This window comes from Acaryochloris marina S15 (assembly GCF_018336915.1).
In the GTDB taxonomy this organism is placed as follows: Bacteria; Cyanobacteriota; Cyanobacteriia; order Thermosynechococcales; family Thermosynechococcaceae; genus Acaryochloris; species Acaryochloris marina_A.
This window is the reverse complement of sequence record NZ_CP064923.1, coordinates 886,488-903,999: the sequence shown is the minus strand read 5'-3', so window position 1 is coordinate 903,999 and position 17,512 is coordinate 886,488. Positions and strand designations below refer to the sequence as shown.

The following is a 17,512-nucleotide window of genomic DNA, read 5'->3' as shown; positions in this document are numbered from 1 at the left end:
CGAACTTAGGTTACGTAAAAGAGTTATTGACTCAGGTTGCTTCAGTTTGAGGCTTCTCCAAGATTGCTAGAGCAATTCCTCCAAGAATGGTACAGGAAGCAACGAACAGGCGCAGGGTCAGGTGTTCACCGAGGAAAAGCATCCCTCCTGCAGCAGCAATGACAGGCACACTGAGTTGGACCGTTGCCGCAGACGTTGCGGTCAAATCTTTTAGGGCCGTGTACCAAATGGTATATCCCAGACCTGAGGTGACTGCGCCCGCTGCGACTGCGTATAAACAGCCTGTAATGGTTAACGTAGCGTCAGAAACCATCGACAGACTTAGCCCCACAGTAAAAGGGACTGCTCTTAAAAAGTTGCCAGCCGTCATGCCCATGGGATTGCTAGCAGTTTTACCTCGTAAGGAATAAATTCCCCAGGCCACACCCGCAGCCATCATTAGTCCAGAACTCAGTAGTGGGGGAGCAGAGAGACCTGGCAACAAAAAAATCACCAGCCCCACCAGCGCCAAGATAAAACCAGAAATTTGCTGTTTCTTTAAGCGTTCTCCCGTCCAAAATCCATATCCCATCATGGTGACCTGTACTGCCCCAAAGAGTAGTAAAGCCCCCGTACCTGCAGATAGCTGGATGTAAGCAAACGAAAAGCCCGCCGCATAAATAAAAAGTGCTAAGGCAGATAGCCAACTGCCTCCAGCTTTAAGGCCTCCACCCTTTATTTGCGTGATCAATCCCAACATAATCGCACCGGAGACGATCCGAATCGATGTGAATGTTGCTGCATCAATAGGAGTGGCTCTAAGCGCTAACCTACACAGGATAGAATTTCCGGCAAAGGCAAGCATAGCTAGTAAAGTCAGGGGAAAGACCCGCGGATGAGACATCCAATCAGCAACCCATTATTCTAAAACGCGACTTCACTTAATCTTATAGGAGCTTCTCCATTGGGTTGGTGGGTAGCGATTGGAGACTCTGCTGCGATTGATGCCAATTTCTGAAGACAGCGGTGATTAGGAAGCTCCCATCAAACCTTGTGATTTAATGAATCACTCGAAACGTTAGATTAATCCTCGGATCAACTGGTCTTTTAGTTTTGGGCACATAATGTTGCCAGAAATGCTGCGTTGGGCCTTGCATTAGGAGCAAGCTACCGTTGGTTAAATGGAGTTCAACTTTAGAGATTGATTTATCCATTTTATGTCTTAGCAAAAATCGTCGGCAGCCCCCCAAACTCACTGAACCGATGACCGGATTAGGTCCCAACTCCGGTTCATCGTCACTATGCCAGCCCATGCTGTCCTGTCCGTGACGGTAGAAATTCAACAACACACTATTAAATTCAACTTGGGCAATAGGCTCGATTGCTGCCTTGATCTGGCGCAACGTCGATGTCCAGGGCAAAGGCTCCATGCGAATACCGGAATAGCTATAGGTTTTACCTGGATCGCCATGCCAGGCCGTTAATCTAGGCAAAAAGTGATGACGGCCAAAGATGGTGGCTGAGTCCTGTCGCCACGCAATTTCTGCTTCCAGGGCTAAAAACATTTGCTCACAATCGGCAGCGTTGAACAGACAGGGGTAAAACAAAACCTCTGCATCAGGCATCTGTAGCTGTTGGGCCTGACTATCAGAGGCTAATAGAGAAAGTTGATGGGGTGGGGGATTGGGTTGATGGGGTTTTTGCATTCAGTTCAGCACCCTAATCTCTGTACTCATGATCTTAGGGTGTCTGAACGAGTGTTTACGATTTGGGGACAACGATTTTAAATTCGTACCCTTCGAACTTATTGATGCTGTTGGTAAATTGGGCGGTGGCAAATTTAGGCCCCACCCAAGTCACAATTTTCTTTTCAATTTTCTCAGGCTCGACTTCGCCATACTTTTCAGCAAAAGCTAAAGCAACTTTGTCATAGGGATGGTCTTTTTTGATAGACGGATCGAATAAGAGTGAAACACTGTATAAAGTGCGCTTTCCATCTGGATCTTTTTTGTCTTTGAGGAAGCTAAATTTGTACTTATCAACACCTGGGACACCATTGGCGGGGACTTCGCTAAAACCAAACTTGGAGATCTTTTCAGCTCCAGGCATAATCTTGCCCACTTCTTCGGGACTCATTCCCCGCTTGAAATCATATTCCGAGAGAGTTTTGGGGAGCCATCCATCATCTTCAGTGCCAATGATGGCTGCCAGATCGACTTTCCCTGAACTGGCTGAAGAGGCTAGAGTTTCGGTGCCGGAGCTGTCCGCACTTTCCTCCGTTGTAGCGCTGGGATCAGCAACCGAGCGATCTAGAGACTCTGTCGAGGTGTCGGACGCTGGCGATTCAGTGTCTGAGGGGGCTTCTGTAGTGCTGCAGCTGATCAATAACCCAAGACTAAGGGGAAGTAGGGCTAAAGCAATCGATTTTCGTTTAGGAGTCTGAGTAAAGCGATGCATGTTGTACCGTTCATTCCTACGGTTCTAATTCTGGCAACCTTGAGGCAATTTGCCAAATCTAGACGAGTAGTTTACCGATGGCTAAATGGGCTGGTATTCTCATACCTAATAGGACTGCCCTTTATGAATTCTAGAAGGTAGACGACGTATGGATAGCACTGCTATTGCTGTAGTTGAGTGGGTGATTAATCTGGTGCGAGCCTATGCGATCGCAGGTTTGATCTTCGCTTTTTTGTTCGTCACCTTTTTGGTCAAGCGGGTCGATTCTGGCGCTCAAGGTTGGGCCCTTGGATTTCGAGTTTTAATTATTCCTGGCGTGGTAGCATTTTGGCCGATGTTCGCGATTCGGCTGTTGCGAGGCAAAGGTCATCCCACCGAAAAAAATGCCCATCGACTAGCCGCTAAGCAAAGTGCAGGAGCCCAATAATGGTCATTTCTCGCCGGCAGGTTCACCTCTATTCCTTTGTAGTTTTGGCCGTTGTGTTACCCCTCTGTTTTATTGCAGGGTTAGTCTGGCGGCCAAATTTCGCGCCAGTGGATGCCTCAGCGGACGCCTTATTTCAACGAGCAGGATTTGTCCCGTACTTTGCTTGGGAAAATCAGAGGTCGAAGCGCAAACCCACTTTGCTCAAACAAGAGAACATTCAACTCCGGGTTGAAACATTGTTTGCTCAAGATGGCAGCGATGTCTTTATCAATATTCAGCCCCAGTCTGATCTCCAATTGCCGGATGTGTTGGTGTATTGGCAGCAGGGGAAGCCACCGGAGGAACTGAGTCAGGATTCTATCTTGTTAGGGGCGTTGTCAGGAGCATCTAATCGTCAATTTCGGGTTCCAGACGCGATGCAGGGCCAAACGGGACACCTACTATTGTTCAGCCAAGCGACTAAAGAAATCATTTCTACATTTCCCCTAGATCCTTTTTGGACCCAATCTTAAGCGCTAATTCATTCTGAGAGGAAGTTATCTGTGGGCGTTGCATATAAAGCGGTTCAGTGGAATCGGCAAAAGTTTGTTTACGACATTATTTTGCTGTCCACGGTCGTTTTCTATCTTTTTTGCTTTGAAGGCATTAGCCTTCAGTTCAGTAGCGATCTAGATCTAAAAGGTATTTGGATTCGGGCCTTTGGCTCTGCGGCTTTTATCCTGCTCCATGTCATTCTTTCCATTGGTCCCCTGAGTCGTCTTAGCGCTAAGTTTTTGCCGCTTCTCTACAATCGGCGGCACATGGGCGTCACCATGTTTATTCTGGCCCTGCTCCATGCCCGGGATGCTTTGGCCTGGTATCACGACTTTGGCAATCTAGAGCCGATTGTCAGCTTGTTTGTTAGCAATACTCACTATGCTGATTTTGTCCGCTTTCCCTTTGAAGCATTGGGAGGCGTAGCCCTTGTCATCTTGTTTTTGATGGCGGCAACCAGCCATGATTTTTGGCTAACCAACCTCACGGCTCCGGTGTGGAAAGCTCTGCATATGGGGGTTTACTTAGCCTATGGCTTGTTGGTCGGGCATGTGGTTCTAGGGGCTTTGGAAACCAATACCCATCCTTTCCTTACCCTGGCAGTTGGCGTGGGGTTTGTGTGGATTGTAGGTATTCACTTGATGACTTCCCTGCGAGAAGCCCAAAAAGATGGTGCACCGCTGTTTGGAAAACCGGCCAAAGCCCAAGTGGATGCTGATGGCTTTGTGCATGTTGGCAGTGTGCAAGATATTCCTGAGAATCGGGCCAAAATTGCAGTGATTGCGGGGGAGCGCGTAGCCATCTTTAAATATGACGGCCAAATCTCGGCGATTTCCAATGTTTGTCAGCATCAAAATGGCCCGTTGGGAGAAGGCAAGGTTGTCGATGGCTGTATCACTTGCCCTTGGCATGGCTATCAATACCTACCCGATAGCGGTATTTCGCCACCGCCATTTACCGAAAAAATTCCGACGTTTAATGTCAAACTCCAGGGCGATCAGATTCTAGTCAGTGCCAAGCCTAATCTTCCTGGAACGCCTGTTGTCCCTGCTGTTATCGGCCAAGTGTAGCGATGAGTAGCCTTGATCCTCAAGATGAATTTTTTATTGGCTATCTAGGGGTGCCGCCCAGATTAAAACGGTTTTTGTTGGGGTTTATTCCCATCCTAGTGTTGAGTGTTTTAGCCTTTGCCTTCATTCTGCCGCCCTTACATTTTGATCACTTCAATTTGGGTAAACGCACCAAAGTTCCTGAGTTTGAAGGACTGCTAGTAGGAGAGCCGTCTCCTCACCTATTGGTACCGAGAACGGGAGAAGTAGGCACTGCCAGTGATTTTTCCCTCTATCTATTGTCAGGAACGGGCAAGACCTCACCGAAACCGAAGGTGCTGGAGCATGTTAATCAATGGGTCAAGCTCAAAGGTACGCCCTTCCATCGCAATCACTTAACGGTGATTGCCACGAAATCAGCGGAACCGATGGAGCCCCCAACTCCAGAGTCGGCACAACCAGCTGAAAGTAGCTCTTTAGGAGAGTTTTCATTAACGGGAGAAATCGTTGATGGCAAATGCTATCCCGGCGTGATGAAACCTGGGCGAACCAAAACCCATCGATCCTGTGCCATTCGCTGTCTCAGTGGTGGGGTGCCCCCCGTGTTTGTGGTTCACAATCAGGTGGGGGATAAGCTGTATTTTCTACTATCAGATTTGGATGGGAAGGCTGTAAATGATAAGGTTCTAGACCTGGTTGCAGATCCTGTGCAAATTACGGGTGAAGTGATTCAATATGCGGATGCGTTTGTTCTCAAAGCGGATCCGGCCACCTATAAACTGCTGTAGATGCCCCAACTGTCCTTCTCTGCAATTGACCCCAAAATTGCTTTAGTCATATCCAGAGCCTTGGCGGCGTTACGGCCTTCTCTGATTGCTTTTTTGGTGGCCAATGCCATGTTGCTGAGTGGGGGAACCCAAACTCCTATCTCTTTTTGCAATGTCTTATTTGTGGGCAATTTATGTGCTGCCCTAGCGGTGGGGACCTGGTTTGGTTGGCGTTCCCTGATTCAAGATTGGCTGAGTTTGGAGCGACGAATTAAGGTTGGACTGTTCTTGAACGGTTGTTTAGCCGCCCTCCTTTCTTCTTTAATCTTTGTGGGATTGGCTTATACCTCTGTTACGAATGCGGTGCTGTTGGGACGTCTTGGCCCAGTCATCTATGCCTTGGTCGGCACCCTGATTTTAGGACGCAAAATTAAGCGATTTGAATGGATCGGGTTTTCCTTGATTATTGCCGGTGTGTTGGCGATTGTGCTGAAGACCAGCAATTTTCAGATCAATCAGGGAGACCTCTTGATTTTGCTGTCGGCGGTGGTGTATGCGGCCAGCTCTACCTTGGGAAAGCTGATGTTGTCTCAACAAACGAATCTGCGCATTGTGGTGTTTAGCCGTAATTTGATTTCGTCCATCATCTTTTTTATCATTGCTAATCTGGTATTTGGCCCGGAACATTTTACAGATGTGCTGGCGGGGCAACTCTGGATGGTGATGGTGGTCTATGCCCTGATCATTATTGTCCTGGCCCAATTTCTTTGGTATTCAGCTCTTGAGCAGTTGAATTCACAAACGGTAGGGAAATGGACGTCTTTGTCCCCCGTGTTTGGGGTGACCTATGCCTTTTTGCTCAACGGTGAACGACCTTCGATGGCTCAATTTTTGGCATTTCTGGTGATCATGGCAGGGATTTGCGTGACGAGCTTTAATCGGCAGTCATCTCGACCGATGGAAACGAACGAGATGGCAGATGGGGCTGAAAGCTGTGTGTCTACGTCTTAAGATTTAGAAACGGGGATTGCTCCAGCCTCTATTGCTGTTGGAGTCGAGATATGGGGATGGTGTAGTTGTCTTTTATTTTCTTCAAGGGGAATTGCACAAAGGATGCTGTATCTTGCACCTGCCATTCAAACTGGCGCAACAGATGGCTAGCAAAAATTTTGGCTACGACCATCGCGAGCTGAGCGCCTAAACAAGCATGAACCCCACCCCCAAAGGGGATATAAGCATATTTCTCTCTGGAGTTGGCATCCTCCATAAACCGATGGGGGTGATAGGCATCAGGTTGGGAAAAATGTTCTGGCAGGATATGGGCAATCCTGGGCTCTGCAATTAAGGTCCACCCTTTTTCATAGAGTACGCCGTCTAAAATTACGGATTGGGTAAGGCGACGGTTAGCGGTAGATGAAGGGGGGAGAGTGCGCAGTGTTTCTTGAATAGTGGCTTCCAGAAATGAGGCCATTTTGAGTGGGTCACTTGTGATTGGGGTAGACGCTTCGTCTTGTATCGTTTTTTGTTCAGCTTGGAGGTCGGAAAAATGCTCAGGATGAAGGCCCAGTTGATATATCCAGGATGAGACTAAGCCACTGATTTCATAGTGGGATGCCCATAACTGCAATAAGCATTGATTCTCGATGAAGGTGTCACTAAATACACTGTCTGGATCTGCTGCTTGACTCACCAACATCATGGACAGGAAATCTGAGGCAGGATCCAAGTTAGCCTCAGATTTCCGTCTTCGAATCACGGCCTGCATAAATTCGATCAGACGAGCGCGTGCTTGGAGACCCCGACCAAACGTGGTTAGAGATGAACGCCAGGGGACTAAACCATAGAAGCCATCAAAAAAGGTTTTGTAGACTTGTTTGAGTTCTGTTTTGGAAGAAATGGGGAGTCCTTGAAAGTAAGCATCCTTTAGCTCTACGCCCAGCAATAGGGGGACTAAAGCATCAAAACAGATCTGCTCTACGGCTGGGAACAGGGCAATGTCTCCTAGGTCTGGCCAAGCTTGGAGTCCTTGAACAATCACATCATTAATTTGAGGAATATAGCCCTGGATGGCTTGCCCTGCTAAGCCTGCTCGTAAGGAACTTTTGCGTTGTCGATGTACATCCGGACGTTGAAACAGACTATATTCTCCAAACATAGTCATGGTGGTTTGGGGAAGACCAATTTCCGTATAGCGGAGGTCACCATTAAGGGCCATTTTCACTGCCTGAGCTGAGCCGACAAAAATGGTGGTGCCTCCAAACACGCTCGTCCTAAAAATAGGACCATGCTCCTTCAGGTTGTGGCGACAAAATTGATCGGGATTGGCGATGTAAGCGAGGGTATCGGTCCACTTCGGTTTGCGAGGGGGGGACTGGGTTCCAGTAGGGGGAGTTTGCTCTGTCTCTAGAACCAATACTTCACTCATCTATCACATCCTCAGGCTTCATCACTGATCCACACATTTATTGTGACGGTTTATTTGACTGTAGGGGACAGAAGTGAAATTTAGGGTCTCCCTGGCTCAGAGCATGAGGTTAGGGAAACCGTTGAATCACGTCGGTGATTTTGTCTGCACCGTATTCTTGTGCGATCGCATCCTCATACACTCCCCCCTATCGAATTAACACCACAATTTACATAACCAAAGCAATATTAAATCTCTGGAGTTATAAGTTTTTCTTTTAGTTGAGATTTAAGATTGCTTCGCTAATTCGTGGTGGAAGCCAAAAAATGGCGCACTTTTCAATATAGACTTAAGTATATAAAGATTCTTTTCTTAATAGATTTTACTCTATTAATAATACTGTTCTGCAGCATTGCCCTCCAACATCGTTTAGAGAACGGCCATCTCTGGATACCCTGGCGACAGGTTTTCTGATAACACCTGTGCAATAGGAGATGAAGCGCTTCGTCTTCTACTTTCTTCAACCTTTAAAAAAGCTTACTTATCACAATCACAACTCCTCGCTAGAGGAGAAAGAAGGAGGAATTACAAAGTGGATTTTTTGTCCGATTTCATGACGCTCTTCCTGGCGAAGTTGCAGTCTCCAACCCTTGGCTTTCTGATTGGTGGGATGGTCGTTGCCGCCGTCAATAGCCGCCTGCAAATTCCAGATGCGATCTATAAGTTCATCGTCTTTATGCTGCTGATAAAAGTCGGCCTGAGCGGTGGCATTGCGATCCGCAACGCTAATCTGGCGGAGATGCTGTTGCCCGCGGTATTCGCCATGGTCGTGGGGATCCTAATCGTGTTCATCGGACGCTACACCTTGGCCAAGATGCCGAACGTTAAGACCGTGGATGCGATCGCGACCGCGGGCTTGTTTGGTGCTGTGAGTGGCTCTACCCTCGCCGCGGCCCTGACCCTAATGGAAACGGAAGGTATCCAATATGAACCCTGGGCCGCTGCCCTCTATCCCTTTATGGATATTCCAGCCCTTGTGACTGCGATTGTCTTGGCTAGCGTTTATACCAGCAAGCAGTACGATACCGCAGACGAAGCTCTCAGTAAGCAGGAGTCTCTCGGCAGCCCAGTTAAGTATCGCCGCAAGAGCAAACGGGTCAAGATATGGCCCATCGTCAAGGAAAGCTTGCAGGGCTCGGCCCTATCGGCCCTGCTACTCGGTCTGGCCCTAGGCATACTAACCCGGCCAGAAAGTGTCTATGAGAGCTTCTTCAATCCCCTCTTCCGCGGCCTGCTTTCGATCCTGATGCTGGTTATGGGGATGGAGGCCACGGCAAGGATTGGCGAGCTGCGCAAGGTAGGCCAGTGGTACGCTCTCTATGCTGCAATCGCGCCACTACTGCATGGGCTTATCGCCTTCGGTTTCGGTATGATTGCCCACTACACGACAGGATTTAGCCCTGGCGGCTGTGTGATTCTGGCCGTCATCGCCTCCTCTAGTTCAGACATCTCAGGGCCACCCACTTTACGAGCTGGCATCCCGTCGGCTAATCCCTCTGCCTACATCGGCTCGTCTACAGCCGTCGGCACGCCGGTTGCCCTTGCGATAGGAATACCGCTCTTTATCGGACTTGCCCAGACACTGATGGGTAGCTGATCCACAGGTTACTGAGCCAGTACTCCGCTGGCCTGGTAACCAACACGACGGATAGATCAGCGCGATAACGCGCTGCTGCCGCTTTTCTGAGTTTCTATGTCGTTCAATGAGTACATACATCAAGAGGTAACCCCCATGGCCAAGCCAGCCAAGAAGCTCGTCATCGTCACGGAAAAGTTGTTGTTGAAAAAGATCGCCAAGATCATCGACGAAGCCGGTGCGACCGGTTATACGGTGGTAGATGCGGGTGGTAAAGGCAGTCGCAACGTGCGCTCGTCGGGACAACCCAGCATTTCTGACACCTACTCAAATATCAAGATTGAGGTGCTCACCGAAACTCGGGAGATAGCTCTGAAGATTTCGGATGAGGTGGCAGCACAGTTTTTCGATAATTATTCGGGCATCGCCTATCTCTGCGATGCGGAGGTACTGAGTGCCCATAAGTTCTGTGGGCCAGACGGCTGTTGAATCCAGGTGACGCAGCCCCCAACATCTGGAGCATCCCCCCGGCTGTTGGGGGGCCGCAGGACGACAAGTTTCTGATGTTTTCGATCTGTTGTGACGGTTGATTTGGCCCCAGGGAACAGCATTGAAATTTGTATCCAGTAAAAGAGCTGCAAGGTGCTAAGACTTCGCGAAGAGTTGAATGATGCCAGTAATGTTGTCTGCACTGTATCCTGGTGCGATCGCATCCTGATACACACCCCGAACGGCAGAAACTGTGGGCATCGAAACCTCAATAAAGTTTGCTGATTGCAGCATATATCAGAAATCTTTTTCTACTAAATGAATTGGGAGCATCGGTGAATGAGTAGACCTCTTGCATAATTCAGCTACCGATATGATAGAGAACTAAAAATTCAAGTCAGATCGCGACTCTATAGGAATTTCTGGGAGGTTTGAGTTCAAAATAGATCTAGACACTTTGACAGCAGGCTTTTCAGGTCCCTATATCCTAATCTCGTCGATTGGTTGGCTCTCTCTATGGCAAAACATTTCGGCTCCGTATTTTGACTCAATTCCCATCTAGGAAATTCTTAATCGCTGACATCATCTCTGTAAATCGGGGATTTGCGTTCTTTGAGATCTGCCCCTCTGTATTCATAATGGGATCTTTGAGGACAACGCTAGCATGGGAAATTTCCCATGCCTTGGGGAAAATATAGGGGTGGAATAGAGCCGGATCTGACACAGATTGCAGTTCCCGAATCCCCTCTAAGCCAGCTGTAGTGTCAGACTCAGAATGAGCAGCAAATACTCGCTTGGCAAACGGTGCCTTAGAACTGAATCCCTTGAGTAGACTATCGGTTTCCTTAATCAGCCTCGCTAGTTCTTGAGCCCCATCCAGATCAACATGGGTATAACCATAAGGATTGTCATCACTCACTAAAGGGGGGGATATTCTCTCTAGGATAGGGTCCACCAGATCAGGCCAAAAGGTTCTCAGTATTCGCTCCTTCAATTCGCCCAAAGACCCAAAGTGGCCATCTGCTAAATCAAGGGTGGCAGAAAATAGGTATAGTGCGCCGTCAATTCTAGGGCTAGTTGCTGCCATATAAAAGCTCAGGGCTCCGCCCATCGATAAGCCTCCGATGGAAACTGTTTTGGCCTTGCCTTCGGCCACATTGATGGCAAACCTAACATTCGCTTTCCACTCTTCTAGCTCTACGCCTTCCATCCCCTGGGGGTCCTTTAAACCATGAAAGTGCAGAAGCGGCATGTAGACGTTATACCCTAGTTTTTGATAGAAATACTCCCCAATCGCGCTCATAAAATAAGGGGAATCAGACAAACCGTGAACCAACACGATTGCTTTGTCAGTGGGGTCAGCCTGCTCGAAAATCAAGGGATGACAGCCATCCCTGACTAGATCACGGCTAAAGTAATCTTTAAATTCTGCATAATACTCATCCCAGATCTGACCAGATATACCTGCAATGCTCTGTGTCATCTTAGTTCCTTAGTTGTTAGAGAATAATAAATTTAGGTTTGGGAGGTTTGAGTCCAAAAATGCTTGAAATCTCTTTTAGTAGTGACTTTTAGCCGGGGAGGTACAGCTCAACTCAAGCCCTCATCCCCCATACATTACTGCCTCTGATTCGGACAGACCTCCTTGAAAAGCGATTGAACCCTATACTCATTCGATTCTGGGGAAGTAAGCCACCATCACCCAATGAAGCTTTCCCCTGCCATCCTCCAAAGCATGTCCCTACTGATAGACACTGACAAAAAGGGTGGCGCCGGGCTGATCATATAAGGGCACAACTTTGTCTCGTAGATCTTGGTTATACATTCTGATACAGCCTAGGGTTGCGAACATAGGTTGCTTCGGTTTCCATGCGCCTGGCCATCCGCAACCACTGCCGCCGCCATGGATCATAATCCCTGCCCGACCCAGATTAGCTTCTTGGCTTTCTAGTTCAACCAGATCAAAACTAAACCAGCCATAAGACATGCGGTCGCGGGTATAGCCAGCATGGTCACCCGCTTGCTCATAGTCCCGATAGATTTGCCCACATTTGTAGAGACCTGCCGGGGTATCTCCATGTTTGCCAAAGTAATTGTCCTCAAACTGACCGCGACAGAGACATGATAATTCCCACATCAAAGTACCGTCATAGTCATAGCACTTGATCTTCCCTACGGCATCATTGGCCACTAGATGATAGTCTCCGGGTTTAAAGCCATGGGCATCTGGATGAGACTTTGGGCCTTTCATCCCTGCTATAACATGGAGCTGCCGAGGACCAGAAGGTTGGATTGGTGTTGAGATGGTTACCATAGATTCAAAACCTGCCACCGCCGGTGGGTTGGTTTTGAGCCGCTGTTCAATGGGTTCGCAGTCCTGGGCAGTCTGAATTTCCTGGGCAGCGGCGGCACAAGCGGTCGTTGGCACTTCACCACACCAGACTTTAGCTTCGGCATATCGGCGGCGACCTAACCCCACTTCTACATTTTCGCCGGGGTTACGGTACATCATCAGGGTGCCAGGGACCGCCTGCCAATCTTTTTCTTTTAAGTTGCGTGTGATGGTTCTATGGTTGGGGGAACCGTAAAAATCAGCGCCATTGTTATAGGCAAAGCTGGTTAAAGCGGCCCGCTGTTGATGGGTCATGTCGTCCCAGTAAGGGATGGTCGATTGCAACTTGATCCAAAAATCCTTGTGGCAAATGTAATCGTATAATTCATCTGCTTCGGTTTGGGTAATGATGTCTCCCATCTGGATGGCAGAACCATCTTTGTAATAGGTACTGCCCCAGCCAATCGTTACGGGTAGCCCACCACTTCCGGCTCTGGGATCGGGATAAGCTTGAATTCGCCCATCCGCTAATTTCCTTTGACAGCCTTCGTAGAAGTGGTTGAGTTGGGCGACCTCTGGTGGTAGCAAGGGAATCCCTGGAGTCTCTGGTTGGGAGAGGTTAGAAGTGGGGGCGGGCAAGGCAGGGACTTCTGGTTTCTCCCAGGCATCCTCTGGAATATGCCACGATACTGGATTGATATATCGTGTGACACCTGTTTCAATCGTTGGGTAATGGTCATGCCAGGTATAGGGGCCTGCTAAGGTAATCTCCGCCAACTGTGAATTTACGGCAGACACTTTAATGATGCCTAGGATTCCTCCTTCATACACTTTTGCTAATCGATTTAAGGGCTGAAGGTGGGGTTGGTTGGGTAAGGGGGCTAGGAGAGTATTCTTTTTCGCTGTAATAAATGGCATTACCAGCCCTCCTGTAAAACGGCGGTTAATTCTTTTTCAGGGGTTTGAATCTTGATGACTTTAGAGGAAGTTGAAACCACCTCGGTAGATGGCACAGCTACGATTTGAGGGGCTGCTACTTTTGTGGGTGGTGCAGCGGATTGAGGCTGTTTGTCATGCTCTGAAAATTTTTGTAAGCCCTTCATGCCTGCGCCGCCAATCGTCAAGGCCCCAGTTAGGATATATAGGTTTTCTGAAAAAGCTTTTCCTCGCCATTCTCCAGCAGCCAGGGTAATGGCGAGGCCAAGTCCCACCAATACCGATGCGGTGGTCTGCAGCCTTCCTGAGGATTGCTTGCCTTTACTATCTTGGAATATCCCGGACATACCTAATCTCCTTGAAATATTGATCAATTGAGTGCTTTGCTGCCTGTTGAAGCAACCTTCTGATTGGTGCAGATATCCTGGGTAAAACTCAAGACAAGTATCGTTAACTCATTGGGTTAAGTCTGATACTTCTCAGGCTTCTATCTAATGCAATAAATTCTTTTTAGAAGATAAATAGTGAATTATGACTAAAGAGTGGTGTGAACTGATTTCTATCTGAATTAGAACACTCGTTTTAGAGGTATTCAGTGATATATGACCATTTTTAAAGTGATTGTGAACACATTTTGTGTGTGTAGTTGTGTTGGTGCGGTTCAACGTCGGGTAACAGTATCATGAGCAATCAGAGTAATCTGAAGGCTTATTGTTTCTCCTCTGGCTTGATCGCCCAAGATGGCTTGGAGGCGTAATCAGATTACAGCTATGTTCACGAAGCCCTTGAAATAAATGATTTTGAGAATGCAATACCTTCACCCATGGCCAAAGGGAGACCTACCTGTTAGTCCAGGTAAGCGACCAGGGTGATGCCCCGTTCACTGGCCGGACTTTATATTTTGGCCCCCAAAGCCTTGAGTGTTTCTATCTGAGCGATGTTTCAGCCCGTTGAATCCATAATATTTAAGTCTTCATAGAGTCTTGGGGGCTGTAGCATATTGCTGCACTGTCTCGCTTCGATATTCCATTGCTGCGTCGTGCCATCTTGTGAACCGCTACACAGTATTTTGCTATCACGACTAAATGTAATGGACCAGATACATGCTGTATGCCCAAGCAGAGGTAACTCCCAGCGTTGCTATATATTGTTCCAGAGCTAGATCTGTCCATCGTCCCCTCCCGGATACCAAGATGGGCAGATGGGGATGGAAAGCAACTGATGAAATTAGACTATGGTGCCCTTCCAAAGTGGCATAGCATACGCCAGTCTCTGCGTTCCAAAGTTTCACCGTGCGATCGCTACTCCCGCTGGCAACCCACTGACCATCAGGACTAAAGCTCACGGACCAGATCTGGCGGTGATGTCCGTTCAATGTATGCTGGAAATTCCCAGAGCTTGCATCCCAAAGCTTGAGAGTGCGATCGCTGCTATCGTTGCGCCATCAGGAGGCATAGATCCAATCACAGGTGAAACATTGTCTACAGTTGATAAAGTGCTGACTGATGACGGTACAGATCATTAATCGGTGGGGATGGAAACGATACATTCGTCTTCAATACTTTGTTAACGAGCCTTGATATCATCGAAAATTTCACAGTGCGAGTTGATGAAATTCGAATTAACGCAGCCGAATTTGGTGCAACGAGTAACGATCTATTTTCCTTTGACAATACCAACGGTGCCTTATCTTTTAATTCTCAGCAGTTTGCAACACTAGATACAGAAAACCCTGGAGCCAATCTAGACGGTTTTAACGTTAACAACTAAATCGTGCTTGTGTAACTGTTCATCTATTCCGTCTCGCTAGTGCAATGGGTTCCCGCTAGGATAATCCTAGCGGGAACCCATTGCGCCTGAGCCTAGGACCGCAATTGTTTTCATTTTGAGTTGTTCTCAATTTGCTAGCCGATTGCTTCGAAGTCGTCTTCTCGTAGCTTGGCAGTACCGTCCGCTTGCAAAACCCAAAGCTCTTTATGGATCACCCCCTTGGCATTATTCATTTGCCAGCCAGAGGTGAGGACCGCACGGGTCTGATCCATCACCTCAATCTTGGGGTCTAAATATTCAACCTCAGAGAACCCATCGGCCATCAGCTTTTCCCAAAAGCCTTGAATTTCAGCCGTACCCGTAAAGGTGCCAAAGGGTCTAGCATGCATAATCGCAGTGGGTTCATATTGAGCTGCACAAAGGGCTGCATTGCCAGCATTAAAAGCGGACTGCCATTGGTTACTTGCTGCTGTAGTTGCTGCTAGAACGGTATTTTTCTGATCGTCACTCAACATATCTAAGGAAATCTCGGTGTATAAGGATGAGCGTTGTGGTAGAGAAGATCCTGCCACAACGCGGATATTTACTGAGCTGCTTGTAGCCAAGTCAAAGCAGTTTCTGGGGCTAACCGCTCGCGATAGTCAACATCAATAAAGCGATTTAGAACTGTGCCGTCAGCAGCGACAAGATAAGTGGCTGGGATAGGTAATTCAAAGCTCTGATCGCCATTATGAGTAGGGACATCAATCCCAAAGCTTTCATAAATCGGTCGTAAGCTTTCGTCGAGGGTAAACACTAGCCCGAACTGCCGAGCGACTTTGTTGCCTATATCGGTGAGCACTGGAAACTTCAGATCAAACTTTTCTTGAGTAGTCAGGGATTGATCCGGGACTTCAGGAGAAATAGCTACGAGGGTGGCCCCTTGGGCAGTGATTTTGTCCAAGTGAGCTTGTAGGGCTTGCAACTCAAGATTGCAGTAGGGACACCAGTTGCCCCGATAGAAGGAAATTAGCAGCAGACCTTGGGTGCGTAATTCGCTGCTGCTCACCAGCTTCCCAGTGGCATCGGGCAACTCAAAATCTGGCATGGTTTGGCCGGGTTGTAAGGCTTGGTCTGTAATCCCGGTTGCAGCTAGTTTGGCAGTTGCGGCTTCCATGGTGGAAAAGACGTTTTCTGGAGCCTTTTGACGGACGTTTTCGGTAACGGCTTGTAATTCTGTGGCGAGGGACATGGCAACCTCCGGTGACTGCAGATCGTAATTCAAACTGATTTGTCTCCACTGTACTCACGAAAAATTGAACAATAAAGACGGATTGATGCATGAGACTCATGCATGATGTTCATGAATCAAAAAATAATTCATGCAAAAATGTCTTTAAGGTTAGCCTGCATGGACCGATTATTGCGCGTGCAATGGATATATCAGTACTGAAGTTGTTTGTGGATGTCGTTAGGCAGGGCAGTTTTGCGAGAGTGGCTCGCGATCGCAATATTGATCCGTCGTCGGTATCGCGGGCAATCGCAGGTCTGGAGAAGGAACTGGACCTCCGACTCTTGCAGCGGACGACTCGCCAACTCTCGCTGACGGAAGCCGGAAAAACTTACTTTGATCGCATTGAGCCTTTAGTCGAAGAACTGCAACAAGCGTCTGATATCGCAGCAGATGTGGTGGGGCAACCCAAGGGTCAGTTGCGGGTGACGGTCTCGGCCTCATTTGGGCTGAAGTGTATTGTGCCCCTCTTGCCTCAGTTTGAGCAACTGTATCCGGACCTGACGGTCAATTTATTATTTTCAGATGCTGTTGAGGATTTGTTAATGAACCGGATTGATGTGGCGATCCGCCTGGGACTGCTCCAGGATTCCACCCTGATTGCTCAGCAGTTGATGCGCACCCAATATCGGGTTTGTGCCAGTCCAGACTATTTGAAGCAGTCGCCCCGGATCACTATTCCCCAGGATGTTGCGGATCATAATTGTCTGCGGTTTCCTTTGGCGGGGTTTCAGACCCAATGGCTGTTTAAAGATGCCCAGGGAACTCTAACGGAAGTGCCCATTCATGGCAACACGGTGATTTCCAATGGTATTGCCTTGCAACAATGTGCGATCGCAAATATGGGATTGGCCTTACTCCCCAACTGGCTGATCAATGAAGATTTACGCACAGGAACCTTGGTGGATGTCTTACCAGACTATGAGGTCACAGGTACAGACTTTAGTACTGCAGCGTGGTTCGTCTATCCTTCTAGATGCTATGTGCCCCTCAAGCTCAGGGTCTTTATTGACTTCTTTAAGCAGAACGTTCCTCGTCTAGTCATGCCTTGAATCTCATCGCGGCTGTCTTCAGGAAAGGATATCGCCTACCGTTCTAGAAGCGTGCGCTCTGCTGTCACTTCATGAGAGAGAACGACCGCCTGCTCAATCAGTGCCGAACCTAGGATTGTGGAGAATTCTTCATCGGGGATTTGAAGATGTTCCTGGAGGGATGTGATGTCAGTCCATTTTTCAGTGAGAATGATCTCTGTTGGATCTTCGAGATTCTGCGGGAAGATGTATTCGATATTGCCTTTGTCTGTGCGGCTTTTCTGGGCACGACGTATCAGTGCGTCTTTGACCCTAGCCAACTCTTCAGAAGATTGAACTTTTATCTTTCCAGTAATGATTATCATGGCTTTTCTCTAGAGTTTTCAGCCTGTCAAACGGCTGCTGGCATACAAAACTCAGGCTTCAAACAT

General features: G+C 48.1%; 22 protein-coding genes. 10 read left to right on the top strand and 12 right to left on the bottom strand.

The features are described 5' to 3' along the window. Nucleotides 1-31: 31 nt before the first annotated feature. The 3 genes from I1H34_RS04915 to I1H34_RS04905 form a co-directional block, all read right to left on the bottom strand. Nucleotides 32-883: a DMT family transporter gene (locus I1H34_RS04915; protein WP_212664610.1), complete on the bottom strand. Its 852-nt coding sequence runs from the start codon at nucleotides 881-883 to the stop codon at nucleotides 32-34. Between the two features lie 154 nt (nucleotides 884-1,037). Beyond that, complete coding sequence (locus tag I1H34_RS04910; protein WP_249369815.1) at nucleotides 1,038-1,685, bottom strand: alpha-ketoglutarate-dependent dioxygenase AlkB family protein; 648 nt, start codon at nucleotides 1,683-1,685, stop codon at nucleotides 1,038-1,040. Between the two features lie 55 nt (nucleotides 1,686-1,740). After that, nucleotides 1,741-2,436 (bottom strand): hypothetical protein, encoded by a 696-nt coding sequence (locus I1H34_RS04905; protein WP_212664609.1) that lies wholly within the window; start codon nucleotides 2,434-2,436, stop codon nucleotides 1,741-1,743. Nucleotides 2,437-2,584: 148 nt separating this feature from the next. Here I1H34_RS04905 and I1H34_RS04900 point away from each other — a divergent pair, with 148 nt between their 5' ends. Genes I1H34_RS04900 through I1H34_RS04880 form a run of 5 tightly spaced genes read left to right on the top strand, consistent with a single transcriptional unit; the run spans nucleotide 2,585 to nucleotide 6,224 of the window. Further along, nucleotides 2,585-2,863, top strand: a complete 279-nt coding sequence (locus I1H34_RS04900; protein ID WP_212664608.1) for a hypothetical protein — start codon at nucleotides 2,585-2,587, stop codon at nucleotides 2,861-2,863. Then, complete coding sequence (locus tag I1H34_RS04895; protein ID WP_212664607.1) at nucleotides 2,863-3,375, top strand: hypothetical protein; 513 nt, start codon at nucleotides 2,863-2,865, stop codon at nucleotides 3,373-3,375. Before I1H34_RS04900 ends, I1H34_RS04895 begins: the two co-directional genes overlap by 1 nt. 30 nt (nucleotides 3,376-3,405) lie before the next feature. Beyond that, nucleotides 3,406-4,467 (top strand): Rieske 2Fe-2S domain-containing protein, encoded by a 1,062-nt coding sequence (locus I1H34_RS04890; RefSeq protein ID WP_212664606.1) that lies wholly within the window; start codon nucleotides 3,406-3,408, stop codon nucleotides 4,465-4,467. A 2-nt stretch (nucleotides 4,468-4,469) separates the two neighbouring features. Next, on the top strand, nucleotides 4,470-5,234 hold the full coding sequence (locus I1H34_RS04885; protein ID WP_212664605.1) for a hypothetical protein: 765 nt from the start codon (nucleotides 4,470-4,472) through the stop codon (nucleotides 5,232-5,234). After that, nucleotides 5,235-6,224, top strand: coding sequence for a DMT family transporter (locus I1H34_RS04880; RefSeq protein ID WP_212664604.1), 990 nt, complete (start codon nucleotides 5,235-5,237; stop codon nucleotides 6,222-6,224). It begins immediately after the preceding gene. A 28-nt stretch (nucleotides 6,225-6,252) separates the two neighbouring features. On the opposite strand, the gene I1H34_RS04875 is transcribed toward I1H34_RS04880, so the two are convergent. Next, a complete protein-coding gene (locus I1H34_RS04875) occupies nucleotides 6,253-7,638 on the bottom strand; it encodes a cytochrome P450 (RefSeq protein WP_212664603.1) in 1,386 nt (461 codons plus the stop codon). 571 nt (nucleotides 7,639-8,209) lie between these two features. Between I1H34_RS04875 and I1H34_RS04870 the strand changes: the two genes are divergently transcribed. Together I1H34_RS04870 and I1H34_RS04865 are read left to right on the top strand one after the other, a co-directional pair. Continuing rightward, nucleotides 8,210-9,274, top strand: coding sequence for a sodium-dependent bicarbonate transport family permease (locus tag I1H34_RS04870; RefSeq protein WP_212664602.1), 1,065 nt, complete (start codon nucleotides 8,210-8,212; stop codon nucleotides 9,272-9,274). A gap of 135 nt (nucleotides 9,275-9,409) precedes the next feature. Further along, entirely contained in the window at nucleotides 9,410-9,742 is a 333-nt protein-coding gene (locus I1H34_RS04865) for a P-II family nitrogen regulator (protein WP_212664601.1), read from the top strand. A gap of 547 nt (nucleotides 9,743-10,289) precedes the next feature. Here the strand turns inward: I1H34_RS04865 and I1H34_RS04860 are convergent. The 5 genes from I1H34_RS04860 to I1H34_RS33065 all read right to left on the bottom strand — a co-directional run bounded on the left by I1H34_RS04860 (nucleotide 10,290) and on the right by I1H34_RS33065 (nucleotide 14,355). Next, nucleotides 10,290-11,225 carry an alpha/beta hydrolase gene (locus I1H34_RS04860; RefSeq protein ID WP_212664600.1) on the bottom strand — a complete coding sequence of 312 codons (936 nt, stop codon included), beginning with the start codon at nucleotides 11,223-11,225 and terminating at the stop codon, nucleotides 10,290-10,292. A gap of 258 nt (nucleotides 11,226-11,483) precedes the next feature. Further along, nucleotides 11,484-12,992, bottom strand: coding sequence for a glycoside hydrolase family protein (locus I1H34_RS04855; RefSeq protein WP_212664599.1), 1,509 nt, complete (start codon nucleotides 12,990-12,992; stop codon nucleotides 11,484-11,486). Further along, nucleotides 12,992-13,357, bottom strand: coding sequence for a hypothetical protein (locus tag I1H34_RS04850; protein ID WP_212664598.1), 366 nt, complete (start codon nucleotides 13,355-13,357; stop codon nucleotides 12,992-12,994). The genes I1H34_RS04855 and I1H34_RS04850 overlap by 1 nt, the downstream gene beginning before the upstream one ends. Before the next feature lie 595 nt (nucleotides 13,358-13,952). After that, entirely contained in the window at nucleotides 13,953-14,102 is a 150-nt protein-coding gene (locus I1H34_RS33070; RefSeq protein ID WP_396124647.1) for a hypothetical protein, read from the bottom strand. Continuing rightward, nucleotides 14,092-14,355: a WD40 repeat domain-containing protein gene (locus I1H34_RS33065; RefSeq protein WP_212664597.1), complete on the bottom strand. Its 264-nt coding sequence runs from the start codon at nucleotides 14,353-14,355 to the stop codon at nucleotides 14,092-14,094. Before I1H34_RS33065 ends, I1H34_RS33070 begins: the two co-directional genes overlap by 11 nt. Between I1H34_RS33065 and I1H34_RS04840 the strand changes: the two genes are divergently transcribed. Further along, nucleotides 14,245-14,535: a hypothetical protein gene (locus I1H34_RS04840; protein ID WP_212666465.1), complete on the top strand. Its 291-nt coding sequence runs from the start codon at nucleotides 14,245-14,247 to the stop codon at nucleotides 14,533-14,535. The two genes, I1H34_RS33065 and I1H34_RS04840, sit on opposite strands and share 111 nt — an antisense overlap. Before the next feature lie 38 nt (nucleotides 14,536-14,573). After that, nucleotides 14,574-14,780, top strand: a complete 207-nt coding sequence (locus tag I1H34_RS04835; protein ID WP_212664596.1) for a hypothetical protein — start codon at nucleotides 14,574-14,576, stop codon at nucleotides 14,778-14,780. 134 nt (nucleotides 14,781-14,914) lie between these two features. Here the strand turns inward: I1H34_RS04835 and I1H34_RS04830 are convergent, their stop codons facing one another. Then, nucleotides 14,915-15,295, bottom strand: coding sequence for a Cif family virulence factor (locus tag I1H34_RS04830; protein ID WP_212666143.1), 381 nt, complete (start codon nucleotides 15,293-15,295; stop codon nucleotides 14,915-14,917). 68 nt (nucleotides 15,296-15,363) lie between these two features. Then, complete coding sequence (locus tag I1H34_RS04825) at nucleotides 15,364-16,011, bottom strand: peroxiredoxin-like family protein (RefSeq protein ID WP_212666142.1); 648 nt, start codon at nucleotides 16,009-16,011, stop codon at nucleotides 15,364-15,366. Between the two features lie 182 nt (nucleotides 16,012-16,193). On the opposite strand from I1H34_RS04825, the gene I1H34_RS04820 reads away from it, so the two are divergent. Next, nucleotides 16,194-17,102 carry a LysR family transcriptional regulator gene (locus tag I1H34_RS04820; RefSeq protein ID WP_212664595.1) on the top strand — a complete coding sequence of 303 codons (909 nt, stop codon included), beginning with the start codon at nucleotides 16,194-16,196 and terminating at the stop codon, nucleotides 17,100-17,102. 35 nt (nucleotides 17,103-17,137) lie between these two features. On the opposite strand, the gene I1H34_RS04815 is transcribed toward I1H34_RS04820, so the two are convergent. Then, on the bottom strand, nucleotides 17,138-17,446 hold the full coding sequence (locus I1H34_RS04815; protein WP_212664594.1) for a putative quinol monooxygenase: 309 nt from the start codon (nucleotides 17,444-17,446) through the stop codon (nucleotides 17,138-17,140). Nucleotides 17,447-17,512: the final 66 nt, after the last annotated feature.